The sequence below is a fragment of the Demequina salsinemoris genome (assembly GCF_000974805.1).
Taxonomy (GTDB): domain Bacteria; phylum Actinomycetota; class Actinomycetes; order Actinomycetales; family Demequinaceae; genus Demequina; species Demequina salsinemoris.
This window is the reverse complement of the sequence record NZ_BBQZ01000006.1, coordinates 162,363-182,225: the sequence shown is the minus strand read 5'-3', so window position 1 is coordinate 182,225 and position 19,863 is coordinate 162,363. Positions and strand designations below refer to the sequence as shown.

General features: G+C 70.8%; 19 protein-coding genes. 10 read left to right on the top strand and 9 right to left on the bottom strand.

All coding sequences use genetic code 11. The annotated features are described in order from the left end of the window. Nucleotides 1-141: 141 nt before the first annotated feature. Together AOP78_RS12395 and AOP78_RS12390 are read left to right on the top strand one after the other, a co-directional pair. Nucleotides 142-1,425 carry an MFS transporter gene (locus tag AOP78_RS12395; RefSeq protein ID WP_062205179.1) on the top strand — a complete coding sequence of 428 codons (1,284 nt, stop codon included), beginning with the start codon at nucleotides 142-144 and terminating at the stop codon, nucleotides 1,423-1,425. A gap of 151 nt (nucleotides 1,426-1,576) precedes the next feature. Then, the gene (locus tag AOP78_RS12390; protein WP_062205176.1) at nucleotides 1,577-2,791 is read left to right on the top strand and encodes an asparaginase domain-containing protein; all 1,215 of its coding nucleotides are present in this window, start codon (nucleotides 1,577-1,579) and stop codon (nucleotides 2,789-2,791) included. 57 nt (nucleotides 2,792-2,848) lie between these two features. Here AOP78_RS12390 and AOP78_RS12385 read toward each other — a convergent pair whose 3' ends face one another. Beyond that, nucleotides 2,849-4,093 carry an MFS transporter gene (locus tag AOP78_RS12385; protein WP_062205175.1) on the bottom strand — a complete coding sequence of 415 codons (1,245 nt, stop codon included), beginning with the start codon at nucleotides 4,091-4,093 and terminating at the stop codon, nucleotides 2,849-2,851. 83 nt (nucleotides 4,094-4,176) lie between these two features. Between AOP78_RS12385 and AOP78_RS12380 the strand changes: the two genes are divergently transcribed. Beyond that, nucleotides 4,177-5,040: a LysR family transcriptional regulator gene (locus tag AOP78_RS12380; protein WP_062205172.1), complete on the top strand. Its 864-nt coding sequence runs from the start codon at nucleotides 4,177-4,179 to the stop codon at nucleotides 5,038-5,040. A gap of 274 nt (nucleotides 5,041-5,314) precedes the next feature. Here AOP78_RS12380 and AOP78_RS12375 read toward each other — a convergent pair whose 3' ends face one another. Then, entirely contained in the window at nucleotides 5,315-6,544 is a 1,230-nt protein-coding gene (locus AOP78_RS12375; RefSeq protein ID WP_236685378.1) for an MFS transporter, read from the bottom strand. Between the two features lie 4 nt (nucleotides 6,545-6,548). Further along, a complete protein-coding gene (locus AOP78_RS12370) occupies nucleotides 6,549-7,235 on the bottom strand; it encodes an HAD family hydrolase (RefSeq protein ID WP_062205169.1) in 687 nt (228 codons plus the stop codon). 59 nt (nucleotides 7,236-7,294) lie between these two features. On the opposite strand from AOP78_RS12370, the gene AOP78_RS12365 reads away from it, so the two are divergent. After that, nucleotides 7,295-7,924: a TetR/AcrR family transcriptional regulator gene (locus AOP78_RS12365; RefSeq protein ID WP_062205165.1), complete on the top strand. Its 630-nt coding sequence runs from the start codon at nucleotides 7,295-7,297 to the stop codon at nucleotides 7,922-7,924. Here AOP78_RS12365 and AOP78_RS12360 read toward each other — a convergent pair. Beyond that, nucleotides 7,890-9,302 (bottom strand): glycoside hydrolase family 30 protein, encoded by a 1,413-nt coding sequence (locus tag AOP78_RS12360; protein ID WP_062205162.1) that lies wholly within the window; start codon nucleotides 9,300-9,302, stop codon nucleotides 7,890-7,892. The genes AOP78_RS12365 and AOP78_RS12360 overlap by 35 nt on opposite strands. Nucleotides 9,303-9,393: 91 nt before the next feature. Further along, nucleotides 9,394-10,761 carry an alpha-galactosidase gene (melA, locus tag AOP78_RS12355; RefSeq protein ID WP_062205159.1) on the bottom strand — a complete coding sequence of 456 codons (1,368 nt, stop codon included), beginning with the start codon at nucleotides 10,759-10,761 and terminating at the stop codon, nucleotides 9,394-9,396. Nucleotides 10,762-10,852: 91 nt separating this feature from the next. Between melA and AOP78_RS12350 the strand changes: the two genes are divergently transcribed. Next, nucleotides 10,853-11,710 carry a helix-turn-helix domain-containing protein gene (locus AOP78_RS12350; protein ID WP_062205156.1) on the top strand — a complete coding sequence of 286 codons (858 nt, stop codon included), beginning with the start codon at nucleotides 10,853-10,855 and terminating at the stop codon, nucleotides 11,708-11,710. A 7-nt stretch (nucleotides 11,711-11,717) separates the two neighbouring features. Here AOP78_RS12350 and AOP78_RS12345 read toward each other — a convergent pair whose 3' ends face one another. From AOP78_RS12345 to AOP78_RS12335, 3 genes are all read right to left on the bottom strand, one after another. Continuing rightward, complete coding sequence (locus tag AOP78_RS12345) at nucleotides 11,718-12,695, bottom strand: phosphotransferase family protein (RefSeq protein WP_236685377.1); 978 nt, start codon at nucleotides 12,693-12,695, stop codon at nucleotides 11,718-11,720. Between the two features lie 65 nt (nucleotides 12,696-12,760). Beyond that, a complete protein-coding gene (locus AOP78_RS12340; RefSeq protein ID WP_062205152.1) occupies nucleotides 12,761-13,195 on the bottom strand; it encodes a MarR family winged helix-turn-helix transcriptional regulator in 435 nt (144 codons plus the stop codon). Nucleotides 13,196-13,202: 7 nt separating this feature from the next. Then, the gene (locus AOP78_RS12335; protein WP_062205148.1) at nucleotides 13,203-15,113 is read right to left on the bottom strand and encodes an FAD-dependent monooxygenase; all 1,911 of its coding nucleotides are present in this window, start codon (nucleotides 15,111-15,113) and stop codon (nucleotides 13,203-13,205) included. Nucleotides 15,114-15,276: 163 nt separating this feature from the next. On the opposite strand from AOP78_RS12335, the gene AOP78_RS12330 reads away from it, so the two are divergent. The 5 genes from AOP78_RS12330 (at nucleotide 15,277) to AOP78_RS12310 (ending at nucleotide 18,750) form a co-directional block, all read left to right on the top strand. Continuing rightward, nucleotides 15,277-15,939, top strand: a complete 663-nt coding sequence (locus tag AOP78_RS12330; protein WP_062205145.1) for a pentapeptide repeat-containing protein — start codon at nucleotides 15,277-15,279, stop codon at nucleotides 15,937-15,939. Between the two features lie 82 nt (nucleotides 15,940-16,021). Next, nucleotides 16,022-16,471, top strand: coding sequence for a hypothetical protein (locus AOP78_RS12325; protein ID WP_062205143.1), 450 nt, complete (start codon nucleotides 16,022-16,024; stop codon nucleotides 16,469-16,471). Nucleotides 16,472-16,540: 69 nt separating this feature from the next. Continuing rightward, entirely contained in the window at nucleotides 16,541-17,173 is a 633-nt protein-coding gene (locus AOP78_RS12320; RefSeq protein ID WP_062205140.1) for a GyrI-like domain-containing protein, read from the top strand. An 82-nt stretch (nucleotides 17,174-17,255) separates the two neighbouring features. Next, the gene (locus AOP78_RS12315) at nucleotides 17,256-17,954 is read left to right on the top strand and encodes a hypothetical protein (RefSeq protein WP_062205137.1); all 699 of its coding nucleotides are present in this window, start codon (nucleotides 17,256-17,258) and stop codon (nucleotides 17,952-17,954) included. Between the two features lie 22 nt (nucleotides 17,955-17,976). Further along, nucleotides 17,977-18,750: a hypothetical protein gene (locus AOP78_RS12310; protein WP_062205135.1), complete on the top strand. Its 774-nt coding sequence runs from the start codon at nucleotides 17,977-17,979 to the stop codon at nucleotides 18,748-18,750. Here AOP78_RS12310 and AOP78_RS12305 read toward each other — a convergent pair. Further along, complete coding sequence (locus AOP78_RS12305; RefSeq protein ID WP_062205133.1) at nucleotides 18,736-19,848, bottom strand: hypothetical protein; 1,113 nt, start codon at nucleotides 19,846-19,848, stop codon at nucleotides 18,736-18,738. The two genes, AOP78_RS12310 and AOP78_RS12305, sit on opposite strands and share 15 nt — an antisense overlap. Between the last annotated feature and the right edge of the window lie 15 nt (nucleotides 19,849-19,863).

The following is a 19,863-nucleotide window of genomic DNA, read 5'->3' as shown; positions in this document are numbered from 1 at the left end:
CTTGGCGTGACTAGTCTCAGCCAATTCTCAAGTGAATTTCTTGCATGCTTTAGTTTTTGGGGTTACAGTCGCCCTATCCCGAGCACGGTGTGCTCACATCAGGCGAGGTCGTCGACGCGACCTCTCAGGCAAGGAAGCCTCATGACTATCTCCGACGAAGCAGCAGTCACTACAGAACCGGTCGACGACTCCGCGGCCATCACCGCCGAGTTCGGCTCGCCCCGCAAGACCATCGGCCTTGTCCTCGTCGCCGCCGCCGGCATGTACGTGATGGCGATGAGCATGTCCACCGCGCTCTCGCTGAGGATCGCGAGCGTCGCCCCGGACACCAAGGACGTCATCTACAGCCGCACGGTCTCCGTCGGCGCGCTGCTCATGCTCGTGGTCATCCCGATCGTCGGCGCGCTGTCCGACCGCACGACGAGCCGCTTCGGCCGTCGTCGCCCCTGGATCGTCGGCGGCCTCGCCGTCGCCCTGGTCGCGGCCCTGTTCGCGGGCCTGTCCGCGAACCCGCTGATCATCGGCGCGGCGTACGTCGTGCTGGTCACGGCGATGCAGGCTGCCTTCAACGCCTATGCCGTCATCCCCGTCGAGGCCGTGCCCGACGCGATGCGCGCGAGGGTCATGGGCATCATGGGACTCTTCGGCGCCCTCGCCTACTCGGGCGGCTCGTACCTCACCGGCGCGCTCGTCGGGCAGCCGATCCTGCTCATGTCCGCCCCGATCCTGCTCGCCGTCCTGACGGCCCTGCCGCTGCTGGCTCTCTACCGCGACCCGGTCAAGGCCAAGGCCGAGGTGCCCGCCCTCGACGTGAAGGCGCTGGTCGGCGGACTGCTCGTCAACCCCCGCAAGCACCCCAACTTCGGATGGACGTGGCTCGCACGCATGCTCGCCGGCATCGCGATGGCCTCGCTGCTGACCTACTTCGTCTACTACATGATCGACATCCTCCAGGTCCCGCTGACAGAGGTGGGCGCCAAGGCGGGCCTGCTGACGCTGATCTCCGCCCCGATCTCGATCGTCTTCTTCACCGGTTCCGGATGGCTCTCGGACAAGGTGGGAAGCCGCAAGCCGTTCGTGGCCGCCGCTGCGGGCCTCATGGCGCTCGCCCTCGTGCTCGGCGCCATGGCGGACAGCTTCACGAGCTTCGCTGTCGCGTGGTGCATCTTCGCGATGGGCCAGGCCATCTACCTCACCGTCGACCTCGCGCTGTGCGCCGCGGTCCTCCCTGACGCGAAGGACGCGGGCAAGGACATGGCCGTGTTCGGCCTTGCGCTCAGCATCCCGAACATCATCGTTCCGGCCGTCGGACCCACGGTCCTCGCGATCGGCGGCGGGGGCAACTACGCGCTGCTGTGGATCGGTGCCGCGGTGCTGTGCCTCGTCGGCGCGAGCCTCATGCCCCTCATCCGCGGGGTTCGCTGACCCTCGACTCACCCGCAGGGCCCTCGGCATCGCCGGGGGCCCTGCGGCATGCTCGGCTCCCTTACCCTTGATGACGCGAAGCGACCCCGTGTCGCCACGTCACCGAGACCGCAGCTCAGCCCCCTGAGCCGACCGAAGGCACGGGCACCCCATGAGAATCGCAGTCATCGTCACGGGCGGGACCATCAGCTCCGCCGGCGCCCCGCTCACCCCGCTTCCCGCGCCCGAGTTCGCCGCCGCCTGCCAGGCCGTGCTCGGCCCGACGCTCGCGGCGCGCCTGCCCGGCACCACGATCGACTACGTCGCGGACCTGGCCTTCCCCCACGCCCCTGCCGGGGCGCTCGACTCGACCAACCTCACCCCCGAGGACTGGTGCATCGTCGCCGAGCGCATCGTCCAGGGCTACCGCTCGTACGACGCGTGGGTGATCCTCCACGGCACGGACACCCTCCAGTACACGAGCGCGGCGCTCGCCTTCCTCCTCAACAGGTTCGATGCGACGGGGCGCCCGGTCGCGGTGCTCGACAAGCCCGTGGTCGTCACGGGCTCCCAGCTTCCCCTGCTGACGCAGACGGCGGACGACGAGTTCGTGCTGCGCGAGGACTCGGACGCCATGCCGAACCTGCTCGCGGCCCTGGACGCGGCGACGCACGGCAACCTGGGCGTGACGGTCGCCTTCGGCGGCTCCCTCATGGACGGCACCAGGGTGGTCAAGACCAGCACAGTCGACTTCGAGGGCTTCATGTCCCCGAACGCCCCCGCGCTCAAGACCCCCGTCCTCGAGGCCCACGTCGATGCGACCCCTGTCCTCGCGGACCCCGATCACCTCGAGGGCATCGGGCTGCGCAGCGGGGCCGTGCTCAAGACGATGCGCGCGCGGCTCCACCACATCCGCACGACGATCACGCATCGCCTGGTGCTCACGGTCGCGGCCTTCCCCACCGTCGGGTCCCCGCGCACCATGGACTCGTTCCTCGCGAGCACCATCAAGCTCGCGGTCTCCGAGGGCGCGCACGGGCTGATCCTCGAGTCGTACGGCAACGGCAACTTCCCCTCGGGACGGCCTTCCGACCCGCTCAAGGGCTCGATCGCTCAGGCGGTCGCGCACGCGGTCGACTCGGGCGTGGTGTGCGTCAACGTGAGCCAGGTGCTGCGCGGCGGCCTCGCGGGCTCGACGTATCTCGCGGGCTCGTGGATGGCCGATCTGGGCGTCCTGTCCGGGGGCGACATGACCCCGTCCGCAGCGCTCGCCAAGCTCACCGTGCTGTGCGCGGAGGTCGGCTGGGAGGGCACCGACTGGGGAGACTGCACCGTGAGCACGCTCATGGGCATGAGCCTCATCGGCGAGACGACCGCGCTCGCCTGACGGACGGGGTGCGGTCGATCGGGCGACGGGCGACGCCGCGCGCAGGTCCGCCTCCCGTCAGCGCATCCGCGCCCTGACCACCGCGAGCGACCCGGACACGGCGATCGCGAGCGCGCACACGGCCGTCACGCCGGCCCAGCCCGACAGCTCCCACACGTGCGTCGACGCGGTTCCGGCGACGGTGCTGCCCAGGTACCAGCCGAGCAGGTAGACGCTCGAGGCGCGCGACGTGTCGATGCCGTGCTCGTGCGCCGCGCCGACCACCCAGCCCGACAGGATCGAGTGCAGTCCGAGGAACGCGAAGGTGAGGATCCCGAGCCCCGCGAACACCGCAGGGATGGTCGGGACCGCCAGCACGGCGATCGCGAGGGCGATCAGGGAGACGGCGGTGAGCACCGCGACCGCGCGGCCCCAGCGGGCGGCGAGCGCGCGGAACGCGCTCGGGCCGACGATGCCGGGCAGGTAGGCGAGGTAGATCAGCGCCTCGGCGGCGCCGAGGTCGAAGGGCGGCGACTGCAGGCGGAAGGACACGGCGTTGTAGGACGTGACGAAGACGATCATCCCCGCCATGCCGACGCCGACGGTCACGAGGATCGGGCGGCACCTGGCGGCACGCGCGAGCCCGGCGAACGTGGCGCGCAGCGGGACGGCGGCCGCCCGCGCGGGCGCCTTCGGCAGCCACACGAGCGAGCCGACGCCGGCGAGGAGGCTCAGCACGCCGAGGGTGACCGCGGCGGACTGCCACCCTCCGACGTGCGCGATCGGCAGCGGCGCAAGCCTTCCCAGCGCTCCGCCGACCGCGGTGCCCGCGATGTAGACGGCGTTCGCGCGCAGGTGGTCGCCGCCGGGCGCGATGTCGCGCACGACCGCAAGGGCGATCGCCGGCAGGATGGCGAGCGTCAGACCGGCGACGGCGCGCGTGACGAGGAACAGCTCCCACGTGGGCGCGAATGCGCCGAGGATCGTGACGATGCCCGAGCTCAGCAGCGAGAGCGCGATCGTGCGCCCCCTGCCGACGCGGTCCGCGAAGGGTCCGGCGATGAGGAGGCCCAGCATCATCGCGGCGGTCGTGACCGAGAGCGCGAGGCCGGTCTGCCCGTCGCGGACGCCGTAGCTCGCGCCGAGCATCGGCAGCAGCGGCTGCACGAAGTACACGAGCGCGAAGTTGGCGAGTCCTCCGAGGGACAGGACCCCGAGGACGCGGTTCGCGTTGAAGGCCGGCGCCGCGGCGGGCGCCGCGTCGACGGCGACGCGGACGATGCGGGTGTCGGCCGGAGCGGGCGCGGTCTCGGTGAGGGTCACGTGGCGAGCATGCGCCTCTTCCACTGACATGGGAAATGACGCAGATGAGCATTTTGATGCGTCCGGCGCATTACGCTGAACGCATGGACGAGGACGCGCTGAGAACCTTCCTGTCCCTCGCGGACACCGAGAACACGCGGGACACCGCCGCGCTCCTGCGGGTGAACCAGTCGAACGTCTCCCGCACGCTCGCCCGGCTCGAGGCCGAGGTGGGCGCCCCGCTGTTCCACCGGCACGGCCGGCGCCTCGCCCTCAACGCGACCGGCGCGGCGTTCCGCGCCGACGCCGCGGCCGTGCTCGACGCGATCGACCAGGCTCGACGCCATGCCGAGGCGCTCGCCGTCGAGGCCAAGGTGCTGCGCGTGGGGTTCCTGCATTCGCTCGCGCGGTGGATGGTCCCCGACGCGGTGCAGAGGCTGCGGACCCATCACCCCGACCTGCGCGTCACGCTCCGTCAGGGCTTCAGCAGGGACCTCTACCGGTGGCTCGAGGCGGACGCGATCGACGTCATCCTCGCGAGCCCGCCGCCGATGCCCGTGGCCGGGATCGAGTGGCGCAAGGTCCACGAGGAGCAGCTGTGCCTCGCTTTCGCGGACACGGATCCCCTCGCAGCGCTGTCAAGCCCCCGACTCGCGGACCTGACGGGACGCGACTTCATCGGCTTCTCCCGCATCACGGACATGCGCCGCGTCGTCGACGAGCTGCTTGAGGGCGCAGGGGTGGAGGTCAACGTCACCTTCGAGTCGAGCGAGATCGAGACGATGCGTTCGCTCGTGGCGGGAGGGCTCGCCACGTCCGTGCTCCCCCGCACGCCGGGACGGGACGACGAGGGGGTCACCTACGTGCCGCTCGAGCCTCTCGAGGTGCGCGGCATCGGAGTCGCATGGCGCGCGGACGGGCAGGCGGGCGAGTACGCCGAGCCTCTCGTCGCCTCGCTCGCCGGCTGAGCGCTCACTCGGCCCCGCCGGCCCCCGCATCGTCTCCGGCCTCGCCGCACGTCCTGCACACCGATGGCAATGCACCGGGCGTGTCGGGGCCTCAGAGCGGCGCGACGCGCCGAGTGCAGACCGAAGTGTGTGCAGGACGTGCGGGACGCATCCGCGAGCGGGACTCCGAGCCGAACCGAGCATTCTCTGACACATCGCTAGGCCCGCCAGCGCCGTATCGCGGGCGAGTACGCCGAGCCTCTCGTCGCCTCGCTCGCCGGCTGAGCGCTCACTCCTAGATCGGCGTGGGCTGAGCGGCGGTCTCGCCGGCACGAGGGAGCGGCCGCGCCGCCGGCACCACGAGGATCGCGAGCAGGGAGACGACGCCGACGGCGAGCATCGCGTCGAGCACTCCCACCCGGTCGCCGAGGAAGCCGATCAGCGGCGGACCCATGAGGAACGCGCCGTAGCCGATCGTCGAGACGACGCTGAGGCGCAGCGCGGCGCGCGCCGGGTCGTCGGAGGCGGCGGACATGCCCACGGGGAAGCCGAGGCTCGCACCCACGCCCCAGACCGCGACCCCGATGAACGCAAGCCACGACGGCCCGAACACGACGAGCAGGCATCCGACCACGGCCGTCGCGAACAGCGTCCGCAGCACCGCGATGCGCCCGTACCTGTCGAGCAGCCCCGTGCCGAGGATGCGTCCCGCGGTCATGAACGCGAGGAAGACCGCGAGCGCGACCACGCCCATCGCATTGGAGGTGTCGTGCCCGTCGACGAAGGCCACGGCCATCCAGTCGTTCGCGGTGCCCTCGGCGAACGCGGCGGCGAGCACGATCAGTCCGATCAGGAGCGTGCGAGGCTCGAGCCACGGCGACCGCGCCTTGCCGGCGACGTCGACCGCCTCGGTGGCCCCTTCGTCGTACGCGGGCAGGAAGTCGCGGGTGATCCACCACACCACCAACCCGGCGAGCACGGCCGCCGCGCCGATGTGCAGTCCGACGGGGACCTCGAGCCAGGTGATGAGCGCGCCCAGAAGCGCGCCGACCACGGTTCCCCCGGAGAAGCCCGCATGGAACCACGGCATGATCGCGCGCCCCAGGCTCTGCTCGACGATCGATCCCTCGAGGTTCTGCGCGACGTCCCAGGTGCCGAAGCCGAGCCCGACCATGAACAGCGGGATCATCACGATGGGGATCGCCGCGTGGGCCTCCACGGCGATGCCGGCCAGGAGGACGCCCGGCAAGGACACGATCGCGCCGAGCCGAACGGTGTTGGCGGCGCCGATGCGGTGCGCGATCCGGCCCGCCACGGGAAGGCCGCACAGCGATCCGATCGAGAGGGCGAGCAGGAGCAAGGAGAGCTGACCGGGGGTGAGCCCGAGCATGTCCTTGACGTCCGGGACACGGGACATCCACGACGCGAAGGCGAAGCCGTTCACGGTGAACACCGCGAGCGTGGCGTTGCGCGCGGCGGTCACCGCGCCTGGGCTGCGAGTCAGGTCCGCTGGCTGAGAGGTCACGGGGTCAACTCTCCTCGGCGCCGAGGATCCACGCGAGCAGAGCGTCGGGATCGGCATGGTCCATGCCGCCGCGCACCACGAGATCGGCGGCTTCGAAGCGCTCGTCCCACGGGTCGGTGACGTACGGGATCGCGAGCACGCGAGCCCCCGCCTGCTTGCCCGCGAGGACCCCGGGGACCGCGTCCTCGACCACGACGCATCGTCCGGGCGCGACCCCCAGACGCGAGGCGGCCTCCAGGAAGACGTCTGGCTCCGGCTTGCCATGGTCGACCTCGAGAACCGAGACCCGGGTGGGAAGCGCATCGTCCAGGCCGACGGCCGTGAGGGCCGTGTCGATCATCTCGGGGCTCGAGCCCGAGGCGACCGCCATGGGCACGCCTCGCGCGGCGAGCAGGCGGACGAGCGCGGTCGTGGGCGCGAACCCGGGAACGGACCCGAGCAGCCTGACGACGTGTGCGAGCTTCGCGCGGCCCAGCTCGGCCGGGTCCGCATCGACGCCGAAGGCCTCGGCCATGCGCGCCATGACCTCGTGCCCACCGAGGCCGATGAAGGGCTTCTTGTCCTCGATCGTGATCGCGACGCCGTGGTCGGCGAAGACGAGCCGCTCGGCCTCGAACAGCAGCGGCTCGGAGTCGATCAGGACGCCGTCCATGTCCCACAGGACGGCGATCTCGGAGTCAGCGGCACCCATGCCACACCCACCTTCACAAAAAACAGACAACGCTGTCGGTATTTGATATCGTGACAAGCATGCCACAGGAACCGGGAGCCCGCCACGACAAGGAGGCGGGCACGTACGCGAAGGGCGATCTCCGCAGGGCCCACATCGTCTCCACGGCGCTGCGCCTGTTCGCGGACGCCGGCTACGAGCGCACGAGCATGGTCCAGGTCGCCGCGGCCGCGGGCCTCTCCCGCGCCGGCCTCCTCCACCACTTCCCCACCAAGGACGACCTGCTCGCGGCCGTCCTCGAGGAGCGCGATCGCCTGGACGATGCGCGGCACTTCGATCACCTCGACCCGGCCGACCCGCTCGGATGGCTTGCGAACCTGATCCGCCTCACGGCCTTCAACGCGACTCAGCCACAGCTGGTCCGCCTGTTCGCCGCCCTCTCCGCCGAGGCATCGTCCCCGGACCACCCGGCCCACGACTACTTCGTGCGACGCTACGCGACCACCCGGACCGCGTACGCGCGCGTCGTCGCGGAGCTCGTCCGGCAAGGCCTCCTGGCGCCCGGCGTCGAGCCCGACGGCCTCGAGATCGAGCTGATCGCCTTCACGGATGGCGTCCAGATCCAGTGGCTGCTCGACCCGAGCGTCGACATGGCGGGCCTCCTCAGGCGAAGGATCACGCAGCTCGTGACCGAGCCGCTGCCGGACTGACCGCCCGCATCGGCGGGATGACGAACGTGTGGAACGAGTCCGCGTCGAGCGTCACCGCGAGCACCTGGTCGCCGATGAGATATGACACCTCGACCGGGTCGCCGCCGTCGTTGTGCGCGACGATCACGAGCGAGCCGTCGGGGTTGACGAACGCGAGCTGGTTCTCGAAGCCCGAGTAGCTGAGCGTCGGGATGACCCGCGCGCCGAGCTGCACCACGTGAGAGACATGCTTGAGCAGCTGGTACTCGTGCGTGTAGCGGTGGGTGCGGGTCACGGGGTCGACGACCACGAAGGAGTTCTGCGACCATCCCCAGCGGCTCACGCCGCCCTCGAGCAGCGCCATGTTCCAGTACATGTAGGCCGTCGCGCCGTTGCCGAAGAACGTCCGCATGATCTGCCAGGCGTGACGCGCGTGACGCCAGTCGTTCTTGCCATCCCCGCACTCCTGCTCGGTCTGCCAGATCGGCAGCTCGGGGTTGTCGTGATGCACGAACGGCACCGCCCCCCGACCCGCCCACTGGACGCCGACGCCGCGCACCCACGGCGCGGCCTCCTCATCGTCCAGGACCTTCGTGACCATGGTGTCGTCGGCGCGCTCGAGCGTGCCGAGGAGGACCTGGACGTCCCGCCCGGCCATCTCCGGTCCGAGCACGCGGATGAAGCGCGCGAGCGCCTCGGGAGTCCACGTGCACGACGGGAATGCCTGCGCCGAGTTGAACTCGTTCTGCGGCATCACCGTGTCGATGCGGATCCCGCGCTCGGCGTAGGCGTCGATGAACCTCCCGAAGTAGCGCGCGTACGCGTCGAGGTGCACGTCATCGACCCGGAACATGTCGGTGCCCTCGCGGCCCACCTTGTCCTCGGTCATGCCGTTGTCGATGTTGCCGAACGCGGGGTGAGGCATCGCGCCCGCGTAGTGGCCGTTCGCCTTCATCCACGTGGGCGGGCTCCAGGGGGAGGCCCAGACCCTCAGGTCGGGACGATGCGCCTGCGCGGCCCGGATGAACGGCACCAGGGTCTCGTCGTCATGGACGATGCTGAAGTCGTCGAGCGCGAGGTCGCCCGGGGTCTCGTCGTAGGAGTACCAGTCGCGCGAGAAGTCGTTCGCGCCGACGGGCATGCGGCACAGCGAGAGGTTGAGGCCGGCGCCGGGCTCGAAGAGGTCGCGGATGATGGCCCCGCGCGCCTGCTCAGGCAGCAGCGCGAGCGCATCCCAGCCCATCTCGTTGAAGGAGGCGCCGAAGCCCTCGATCGCCTGCTGCGGCCGGTCGAGCTGGATGAAGACCGACGGCATCACGGCCACCGGGGTGAGCCCGGGCGCCTCACGTTCGACCCAGGCCTTCTCCTCGGTCGTGGTGATCCATCGAATCTCTGTCATGCGCCGGTCGCCTCCTCGCTGAGCCGCGTGACCATCTGTTAGCCACTTGCACAGTATCCGATGTCGGGGCGACCGCCTTACCCACGATCCCCTAGCGGAGTGACTCCGGGAGCCGGTCCGCGTGAGCGGCGAAGAGCTCGTCCGTCATCTCGCGGATCTGCTCGAGCGTGAGATGCGCACCGGTCAGCGGGTCGAGCGCGACCGCCTGGTAGACGTGCTCCTTCTTGCCCGTCAGCGCCGCCTCGAGGGCGAGCAGCTGCACGTTGATGTTGGTGCGGTTCACTGCCGCGAGCGCCGGGGGCAGCTCGCCGAGCGCGACGGGCTGGATGCCGTTGCGGTCGACGAGGCACGCGACCTCGACGGTCGCGTCCGCGGGCAGGTTGAGGATCAGCCCGTCGTTGGGCACGTTGCCGTAGATGACCGCGGGCACGCCCGTGACGGCGGCGTTGACGATGGTCGCGCCGTACTCGACCGACGGCTCGAGCTTGTCGGTGAGGTTCGCGAGCTGCTCGTCGACGTCGCCCTGCTCGTCGTGGTTCACGCAGATGTCGTAGTAGTCCCAGCGCTCGGGGATGTACGTGAGCACCGTCTCGGGGTCCTTGCGGAAGTACGGGAGGTACTCGGAGGCGTGGTGGCTGGACTCGGTCTGGAAGCAGCCGAACGTCTCCATGATCGCGTTGCGGACCTGCTCGTTGCCGCCCTCGTAGTTGGAGTCGCCCTCGGCGATGCCGGTGTGGTCGCCGTCGTCCTCGGCGATGTCCTCGGCGCCGCGGCCGAGCGCGTGCTTGTTGTGCATGATCCTCTTGAGGCGGGGGTAGAGGTCCTCGCCGTCGCGCTCGAGCTTCAGGAGCCACGCCTGGTGGTTGATGCCGGCCGACACGTAGGACATCTCCTCGTAGGGGATGCCCAAGGTGCGGGCGAGCATGCGGGTGGTGCCCTGCACGCTGTGGCACAGGCCGACGGTGGAGATCCCCTGCGCGTTGAGGTAGCCGGTGGCCATGGCCATGGGGTTCGCGTAGTTGATGAGCAGCGCGTCGGGGCACAGGCGGAGCATGTCGTCGGTGATGGCCTTGTACGCCTCGATGGAGCGCAGGAAGCGGAACACTCCGCCAGGGCCGAGGGTGTCGCCGACGGTCTGGTCCACGCCGTACTTGCGGGGGATCTCGACGTCCCACCTGTAGGCCTCGACGCCGCCGACCTGGAAGGTGATGAACACGAAGTCGGCGCCCGCGAGGGCCTCCTCGCGCGAGGTCGTCTCGATGACGGTCGCCGGCAGCGAGTGGTGGTCCGCGAGCGCGCGTGCTGCGTCGGCCGTGCGCTTGACGCGGTCCGCGTCGATGTCCATGAGGACGTACTCGGCGGACTGGAGGGCGGTGTGGCTCATGAGGTCGCCGATGAGGCGGAACGGGAACACGAATCCGCCGGCGCCGATGATCACGATTCTGGGAGTTGTCGTCATGCCTCCGACGCTACGGCCGGGATTCACGCAGTGCCTCCGCCCTAGGCGCTATTTCTTCCGGAATCCTCGCCGCCTCGCGTAGCGTGGCGGCATGGCCGAATCCGATGTCGTCGTCAACGCGCCCGGCTTCTGGGTGCACCGGGGCGCCGCCCTCACGATGACGAGCGCGCACCAGCACGACGACCTGGAGCTCAACCTCGTCACGCGAGGCCACCTCGAGTACCTGTTCGGCGGCCGCGCCCTCTCCGTGCCCGCCGGGTCGATCGCGATGTTCTGGGCCGCCACGCCGCATCGCCTCATGCACCGCCAGGACGATGCGGAGGTCGCCGAGGGCTGCTGGCTTCACGTCCCGCTGGCGACGGTTCGGGGATGGGCACTGCCTCAGGACTCCCTCGCCCGACTGCTGCGCGACAGGCCGCTGATCGTGGACGCGGCCCCGCTGGGGGACCTCGCGGACTCCTTCGATCGCTGGGCGACGGACCTCACCTCGCGCGAGACGACCGAGATCGCGCTGATGGAGGTCCAGGCGCTGGCGATGCGGATCCTGCTCGCGGCGCGCCACTCGGCCTCCGGCGGCCAGGGCGCGCGGCGTCAGGAGCGCTCGACGATGCCCGACGCCGTAGCGGGCATGGCCGGCTACATCGCGATCAACTTCCGGGACCCGGTGCGCGTCGCGGACGTGGCAGCCGCCGTGCACCTGCATCCGAGCACGGCCATGCAGGTCTTCCGGACCTCGTTGGGCATGACCCTCGGCGACTACCTCACGCGCTGCCGCGTCGCCGAGGCTCAGCGCCTGCTCATCACGACGTCGAGGCCGGCGGGCGACATCGGGATCGCGGCGGGCTTCGGCACGGTGAGCGCCTTCTACGAGGCCTTCCGCCGCGCCACCGGCAGCCCTCCCGCCGCCTACCGCCGGAGCCGGTCCGCGGGCGAGGCTCCGCCGCCCTGACCCGCGCCTAGTCCCCGATCAGTCCGGCGAGCAGGCCCCTCGCCCAGTGGTACTGCCCGTCGTCCGGGTACTGCCGGTAGTGCGTCTCGATGATCATGAGCAGCACCAGGTAGATGCTGTAGAGCCAGCGCCGGCGCGCCATCGGCTCCGTCACGAAGCCGAGCCCGTAGCCCTCGATGAACGGCGTGGGGTCGCCGAAGTCGGGCAGGTCCATCCCGTTGAAGCCGGCCTCGATGAGGGGGTCGCCCCACAGCGCTCGCTCATGGTCGATCAGCCCGACGATGCGGCCGTCGCGGACGAGGACGTTGCCCGGCCACAGATCCCACGCGACCAGTCGCGGCTCCGTCACCTCGTCGAGCGCGTCCAGGTGGGCGTCGAGCAAGGAGCGGATCGCGTCGTACTCGACCCCGAGGTCCAGGCCCACGCGCTCGCCGTCATCCAGGATGTCGTCCATCATCGCGGCGAAGGCCTCGCGCCAGGTGGCGAACCCGTCGCCGACGAGCGGCCCGAACCGCTCCCCGACCACCTCGTTGATCCCACGGTTGATCGCTCCGAGCTCTCGTCGCAGCCCCTCGGTCACCTCTGGCGGGACCTCACCTGCCTCCTCGAGCGAGGACAGGCTCACTCCCTCCACGAGCGGCATCGCGAACCAGGCGGCGTCGACCAGCTCGCCCGTGAGATCCGCGCAGTCCACGCCTGGCACCGGCGCCGAGGTGCGCTCGCGCAGCAGCGCGATCGCCGCGAGCTCGTTGCGCATGATGTCCCGCTCGCACGTCATCACCGGGACTCCGGCGGGCGGCGCGATCTTCACCACCGCCTGACGCCCGGACCGCAGGACGATGCGGTAGGCGACGTTGAAGAAGCCGTCGCCCAGCTCGGTCGCGAAGTCGTCACCGTCGGGCACCTCGGAGTCGCCGTACGCGCGCGCGACGATGCGGCGCAGCACCTCGACGGGCTGGCGATTCTTGGTGACGCTCTCCACCATGGGAGCTCCTTGTCGTGGCGGGACCGGATCGAACGTACGCCCTCGCGCGGGGCACGCGCGCGGGACTATTCGCCCGGGTTCTCCAGCAGCGCGCGCAGCCCGTCCCGCAGCGCGTCGAGCTGCTCGGTCGCGAGCCCCTCGGTCAGCCGCCGGTTCGTCTCCTCGACGAGCGGCTTCAACCGCTCCCGCTCCGCGAGCCCGAGCTCGGTGAGCGTCACGGTGTTGCGGCGCGCATCGTCGGCATCCCGCGCGCGGGCGACCAGCCCGCGCCGCTCCATGCGCCTCACGAGGTCGGCGATGGTCGAGCGGTCCAGGTCCACCTCGTCGCACAGCTCGCGCTGGCTCGCCTGCCCGCGCCGGTCGAGGATCACGAGGATCGAGTACTGCACGCTCGTGATCTCCGTGGATACCACGCGTGCCCACAGCGCGACGTGCGCCTGCTGGGCGCGGCGGATCAGATACCCGGTGTAGCGCTGAGGCTCCTGGTCGTCGTAGGCCACGGCCCGATCATCGCAGGGCCGCGGTCTCGCGTTCCAGCAGGATCGCGGAGAAGAACTCCGTCAGCTCCTCGCGCGCGGTGAGCGGCAGCACGTGCGCCACGTACTGGTCGGGCCGGACGACGACGAGCGCGCCATCATCCCCGACCCCCTGCGCATCGAAGACATCGTCGGCGGGGTCGACGGCCCAGACCTTCTCCCAGTCCTGCAGCCCGAGCGGCCCCGAGTGCGGGAGGAGGACCTCGGGCACTGAGGCGATGTCCACCTCGTGATGGCCCGACCGGAAGATGCCGTGCACGTCGAACACAGCATCGAGGTCCGCATCGTCCCGGCGGAATCGACGCACGGGCGAGTCCGGCGAGTCCGTGATCCAAGCGGCGAGCGCGCGGAGCGCCTCCCCCGACGCGTCACCGAACAGGTACAGCCGCCAGCGGCCGTCGGCCACGTGCGCGTGCCCGAGCTGCATCGGCCGCGCGTCGGCGACGCGGATCACGGGCGACGAGTGGAAGCGCGTCCCGATCTCGAAGCCGGTCGCGAGCGCCTGGTGCTCACCTGTCCCGGTCAGGACCGACGGCCGGTAGCGGGTCGCGAGCCCCGCCGTGTACCGACCCTGCCGCGCGAACTCGGTCCGCATCTCCTCGGCCGTGATGCCACCCGCCTCGGGATGGTCGGGGTCGAGCGTCGGCTGCGCGATGAACGCCGACCAGAAGCGGTCGAAGTCGATGAGGTCCTGCGCGACCGACTGCCTCTCCTCGGAGTACGTCGCGAGCAGCGACTCGGGCGCGCGCCCCTCGAGCACCGAGGCGAGCTTCCAGCCGAGGTTGAACGCGTCCTGCATCGACACGTTCATGCCCTGGCCCGCCTTGGCGGAGTGCGTGTGGCACGCGTCGCCGGCGATGAACACGTGCGGGCTGCGCAGGCCGACGAGGTCGGCCGGCACGTCGTCGAAGCGGTCCGTGACCCGCTGTCCCACCTCGTACACGGACGACCACGCCACCGAGCGCACGTCGATCGAGTACGGGTGCAGGATCGCGTTCGCGACGTCGGTGAGCTGTTCCGCAGTGGTCGCGCGGATCGACGAGTCCCCCGCCTGGACCTCGCCCAGGTCCACGTAGAGGCGGACCATGCTGCCGCCCTCGCGCGGGATCATCAGCAGGCTCCCCTTGCCCGCGGACTGGATCACGTTCTTGGTGCGCCAGTCGGGGAAGTCGGTGGTCGCGAGGACATCCATCACGCCCCACGCGTGGTTGGCGGCGTCACCCGTGAGCTCGCGCCCGATCGCCTTGCGCACCGCGCTGCGCGCGCCGTCGCAACCGATGACGTACCTCGCCCGGACGATGCGCTCCTCGCCTTCGCGCTCGCCGGCCACGTGACGCAGGGTCACCGACACGGGGTGGTCGCCCTCCCCCACGGTGAGGTCCACGAGCTCGATCGCGTAGTCGACGGTCAGCCGGCTCGGCTGCTTGGCGGCGTGGTCCAGCAGGTACTCCTGCATGCGGGCCTGGTTGACGATCACGTGCGGGAACTCGCTGAGCCCCGCCGGGGTGTCCTGCACCCAGCCGGTGCGCTCGATCCTGTCCCGATCAGAGGCTGACGGCCCCCAGAAGCGCACCTCGTTCACCCAGTACGCCTCGCGGACCAGGGCGTCGGCCAGACCGAAGGCCTGGAACATCTCGACCGTGCGGCACGCGACGCCGTCCGCGTGGCCCAGCTCGAGCGGCGTCTCACGACGCTCGATCACGCGGGCGCTGATGCCAGGGAAGGCGGCGAGCTGCGCCGCGAGCACGGCGCCGGCCGGGCCGGTGCCGACGACGAGCACGTCGAGCTCGTCGGGGATCTCCGTGCCACGGGTGAGCGCCTGGGGCGCCGCGGGCTTCAGGTCGGGGTCGCCGGGGCGATAGCCGTCGCGATAGAACTGCATGCTGATCTCCTTTGATCAGTGATGCGTGCCGGGGTGGGATCACGATAAGTCAGTACCCCAACGGTTTCAAGGATGCGTCAACGATCCCGCCATCGCCCCTGGCAGACCTAGGTCGACATGAGCGTGGACACCCGCACCGATTCCCGACCGGTAGAACTGACCCATGGCGAAGGCGACCGATCCCACCGAGCCCGTGATCGGCGAGCTGCGGCTCGACGACCTCATCGAAGGGCTCCCCGGCGACCTCGGTCCCCACGAACGCTGCGACGGCCTGAGATTCACGGACACGGACCTGCGCGACCGGGACCTCACGGGCGCCACATTCAGCGAATGCGAGCTCATCGGCTGCGACCTCCACGAGGCCAAGCTGAACCTCGCCCGCCTGGTCGAGACGCGCATCGTCCGGGCGAACGCGCCCGTCGTGAAGGCCCCGAGGTCGACATGGCACGAGGTCCGCATCGAGGCGTCGCGCCTGGGCGCCGTCGAGCTGTACGAGGCCGAGCTCGACACCGTCGCCGTGACCGGCTCGAAGCTCTCGTTCGCGAACCTGCGCGGGGCGACCCTCAAGGACGTCCTGTTCGACGACGTCGTCATCGACGAGCTCGACCTCAGCCAGGCGACCGCCGAACGCGTCGCCTTCCGCGACTGCCGCGTCGACACGCTGCTCCTGCACGGCGCACGCCTCACCCACCTGGACCTGCGCGGCACCGAGCTGCACGTGATCGGCGGCCTCGAGTCGGCGCGCGGCGCGATCGTCTCGCCCGAGCAGCTCCTGGACCTTGCACCCGTGATGGCGGCGCACCTGGGGATCACTGTCACCCAGTGACGACTCGATGCTAGGTTCGAGTGGCGGCCGACCACAGGGGGTGGAGGCCGGCACCAGGGGGTACGCAGTGCGGAGATGGACGATGCGGTTCACGGCGACCGTCGGGGCGATCGCCGTCGCGGGGCTGACGCTGACCGGATGCAGCGCAGGCGGCGCCGTGTCCTGCGATCAGGGACTCGGCGCCCCCTCGGGCGTGACGGACGCCTTCTTCACGGCTCTCGAGACCGGCGACGCCTCCGCCCTCGAGACGACGCTCGCCGAGGGCCCCTACGGGACCTCGACGGACCTCGTCACGCTCGCCGAGCAGCTCGGGCCCACCACGGACTACGGCATCAGCATGGCCGACAGCGAGGTCGCCGGCACCTACCTCGTCACGATCTCGGACACGGCAGGCACCACTCCCGAGACCTTCGAGATCTACGAGCTCGAGGAAGGCGCGGACAACCCGCTGACGTACTCGGCGTGCTACGACGCGGCGTGGGGCGATGCGACCGTCGACCCGAGCGCGACGCCGAGCGTCGCCGCGGACTGACCGCCGCCCCTCTCGCGAACCAGGCCGACGCCGCCTACCGTGGAGGGCGTCCACGCGACGGGAGCAACCATGCCAGACAAGGTCGACCCGAAGAAGAGCCTTGACTCCTACGCCGCCCGCAAGGGCGAGCTCCGCATCGTCCACGTCCCGCCCCTGCGATATCTCGCCTTCGACGGCCACGGCGACCCCAACACCTCGCCCGCGTTCGAGCGCGCGATCGGCGCGCTCTACCCGGTCGCGTACGCGCTCAAGTTCGCCTCCAAGGCGCGTGGCCACGACTACGTCGTCCCGCCGCTCGAGGGCCTGTGGTGGTCCGACGACATGGGCGCGTTCGCGGTCTCGCCCGACAAGTCCCGGTGGAGCTGGACGCTCCTGCTCCTCATCCCCGACCCGGTGCTCCCGAAACCCCTGGACGATGCAGTGGTCGCCGCGGCCATGGAGGCCGCGGCCAGGAAGTCACCCGGGGCGGGGATCGAGGGCGTGCGCGCGGTCACGCTCGACGAGGGCGAGTGCGTGCAGACGCTGCATCTCGGGTCATTCGCGGACGAGGCGCCTGTGATCGCGCGGATGCACGACGAGTTCATGCCCGCGCAAGGTCTGAAGCCGTCGGCCCACCACCACGAGATCTACCTCAGCGACTTCCGCCGCACCGCCCCCGAGAGGCTGCGCACCATCCTCCGGCAACCGGTGGAGCCGACCTGACCCTGAATGTCAGCTCCGTGCAGTACCTTCTACCCAAGGCCACGCCGCATCCGGGGGGACGCTTGGCGGCCAAGGGGGAAGCATGAGCATCGAAGACGCCGACGTCTCCGCGCACGGGCAGCCGAAGTGGCCGATCGCCGTGGCCGGAGGCGTCGTGTCCGCGTTCACCATCGCAGTCGTCGCGGCGTTTCCGCTGGTACAGGCTTCGAGCGATCCCGATCCGCAGGACCTCAGCGCCGATCAGATCGCCTCGCTCGGCTACGAGGAGACGGCAACGGAGCTGCTCGCCGGGGTCTGGGACTCGAGCTACGGCCCTACTGTCGTCGCGCTCGGCGGCGACGTCGCGCCTGCGCCCGGCAGCTCCGACGGGGACGTGACGCTCGTCGCCGACCACTCGGGCATCGACGTCGACTCGCGGTTCGAGCGCACCTCGGCGGCGCCGGACCGTGCGGCGGCGATCGCGGAGGCGATCCCGATGACCGCGACGGGCCGCGCGGCCGTGGCCTCGCTGATCGCCGACCAGCGCGCCATCGAGCATGAGGCGACCGCTGCATCGTCCGGCGCAGACATCGTCGCCCTGACCGTCGCGCCGACCGCTGTCACCGGCCACCTCACCGACACCGTCGGCCACCACTGGGTCGAGGTCACGCTGAACGTCACCGAGGAGTACCGCGACGGCGTCGTCTCCGAGGGAGTCGAGACTGCGATCGTCGTCTTCGACCACGACTCGCACGAGGTCATCGACGCCGTGCTGCTGACCCAGGAGGACGCGGCTCCCTAGGCTGACCCCGAGGAGGGTCACGATGAGGTTCGTGGGCAGGATTCACCTGGGGTGGCTGCTGCTCGCCGTCGTGGCCGACCTCGCGGCGTTCCTCCTGTGGAACCTCACGTTCACGTCGTGCACCGAGGCGATCGAGGGCGCGGGCTCGTGCGACACCTCCCCGGCGCCGCGGATCGCGGCCGGCCTCGTACTGCTGCTCTCGGTCGGCTTCGTGCTCAAGGCTGTGACCGCGACCCCGCGGACACCCGGCTTCAGCAGCCCCCTCACCACCTCCGCGGGTGGGAGCGCGCTCGCCGAGCGGCTGCTGTACCGCCGCGACCGGTGGGGACTCGACTACGGGGCGGACCTGCCACCCTGCTCCCCCGCCGTTCCGCTCGCGCAAGACGCCGACGTCCAGCGGGAGAGGTTCGGACCGCTCCTGGCCCGGCTCTGGGGCGACATCGTGGCCACCGACTACGCCGACCTCCCCGGCCCAGGGCCGGACGACGACGCGGAGGCGTGGAAGGCCCTGGTCATGGGCGTCGACGAGCGGGACCTCGCAGAGCTGCTCGAGTGGCACGCGCGGATCGACCGACAGGAGCGAGCCCTCCCCCGCGACCTCCGGCATGCCGGCTGGATCGCGCGCGAGACGATGCTCACCGCGGAGCCCCCGCTCCACCGCATCGCCCACCTGCCCGTTCGAGGCGAGCACCTCGAGATCGTCGGCGCGACGATCGTGACGTCCCTCGAGCTGTATGGGAACGCCGAGCGCTTCGTCGCGGTCCTCAAGGCGCGCCTGGCCTCAGACCTCGCCTGACTCGCGCGACCACCCCGCATCGTCGGGGTTCACCCAGGTCTCCTCGGTGTCCGCGTAGGCGCGCACCGCGGTGAACCAGTACGTCGCGTCCGGGTCCCAGCCGGCCAGCACGGACGATGCGCCATCGCCCACAGGAATCGCGCGGCCCGCGGTCTCCAGATAGCCGGCGACGGTGAGATGGACGGCGTCGTAGTGCTCGGCGACTCGCGACCAGTCGGGAATGGCCCAGGGGCCTGCCTCGCCCGTCGTCCGGTACCAGTCGTGACGACGCGAGGCCGTGACGTCGAGCGGGAAGCGGCGGCACAGGTCCGCCCACGCATCGGGGCCGTCGATCTCGTAGACGTTCGCGGTGCTCGGAACTCCCGCGCGACGGACCAGCGCGCGCTGCGGGCCGTGAGAGTCCTCGATGAGCCACAGGCCCGCGGGTCCGTCGGCTCCGAGCGAGCGGGTGGTGCGCGTCAGGGCGTTGGGCGGCTTGGACCACCAGGGGCCCGAGTGGTTCGTGGTGGGGTCCGTCGGGAGGCTGTGCCTCGCGCCGATCTCCTCTTCGGCGATCGCCTCGCTCCAGCTCGCGAGGACCTCACCGGGATCGACCGCCGGCTGCGGCCCGGCCGGGAAGTCCGGATAGTCGAACTCGACCACCCACTGGCTCGTGAGGTCCACCGGCGCGCTCCACCAGGCGCACGCGTCGTTCGCCTCGATCGCGGCGGCCACCTCGGTCAGCGGGCCGCGCATCTCGTCCGTCGCGGCGAGCGCGTCCTCGCCGTCAGCCTCCTGCCAGTACCGAGCCGCGTCAATCGAGGCGGTGAGCGCGGACATGAGCGAGTGCTCATCCACGTGCCCACGGGGCGCCTCGGCCCACGCCCGGACGACGTCGGCCGCGGTGCACGTCGGCATGGCGGCGGGCTCCGAACCCTCGACGGCGAACGTCGCGAGGGCGTAGGTCGCCGACGAGCCGCGGCGCGGATCAAGCTGGTGCGACGCGAAGAAGACCGCCTCGGCGAGCTCGCGGCCCGCCTCGCCCTGCGCGTGATGCGCCCACTCGAGCATCGTCGCGAGACACAGCCGCCGGCCGCGCGGTCCCTCCATGAGGTCCATGCCCACCTCCACAGT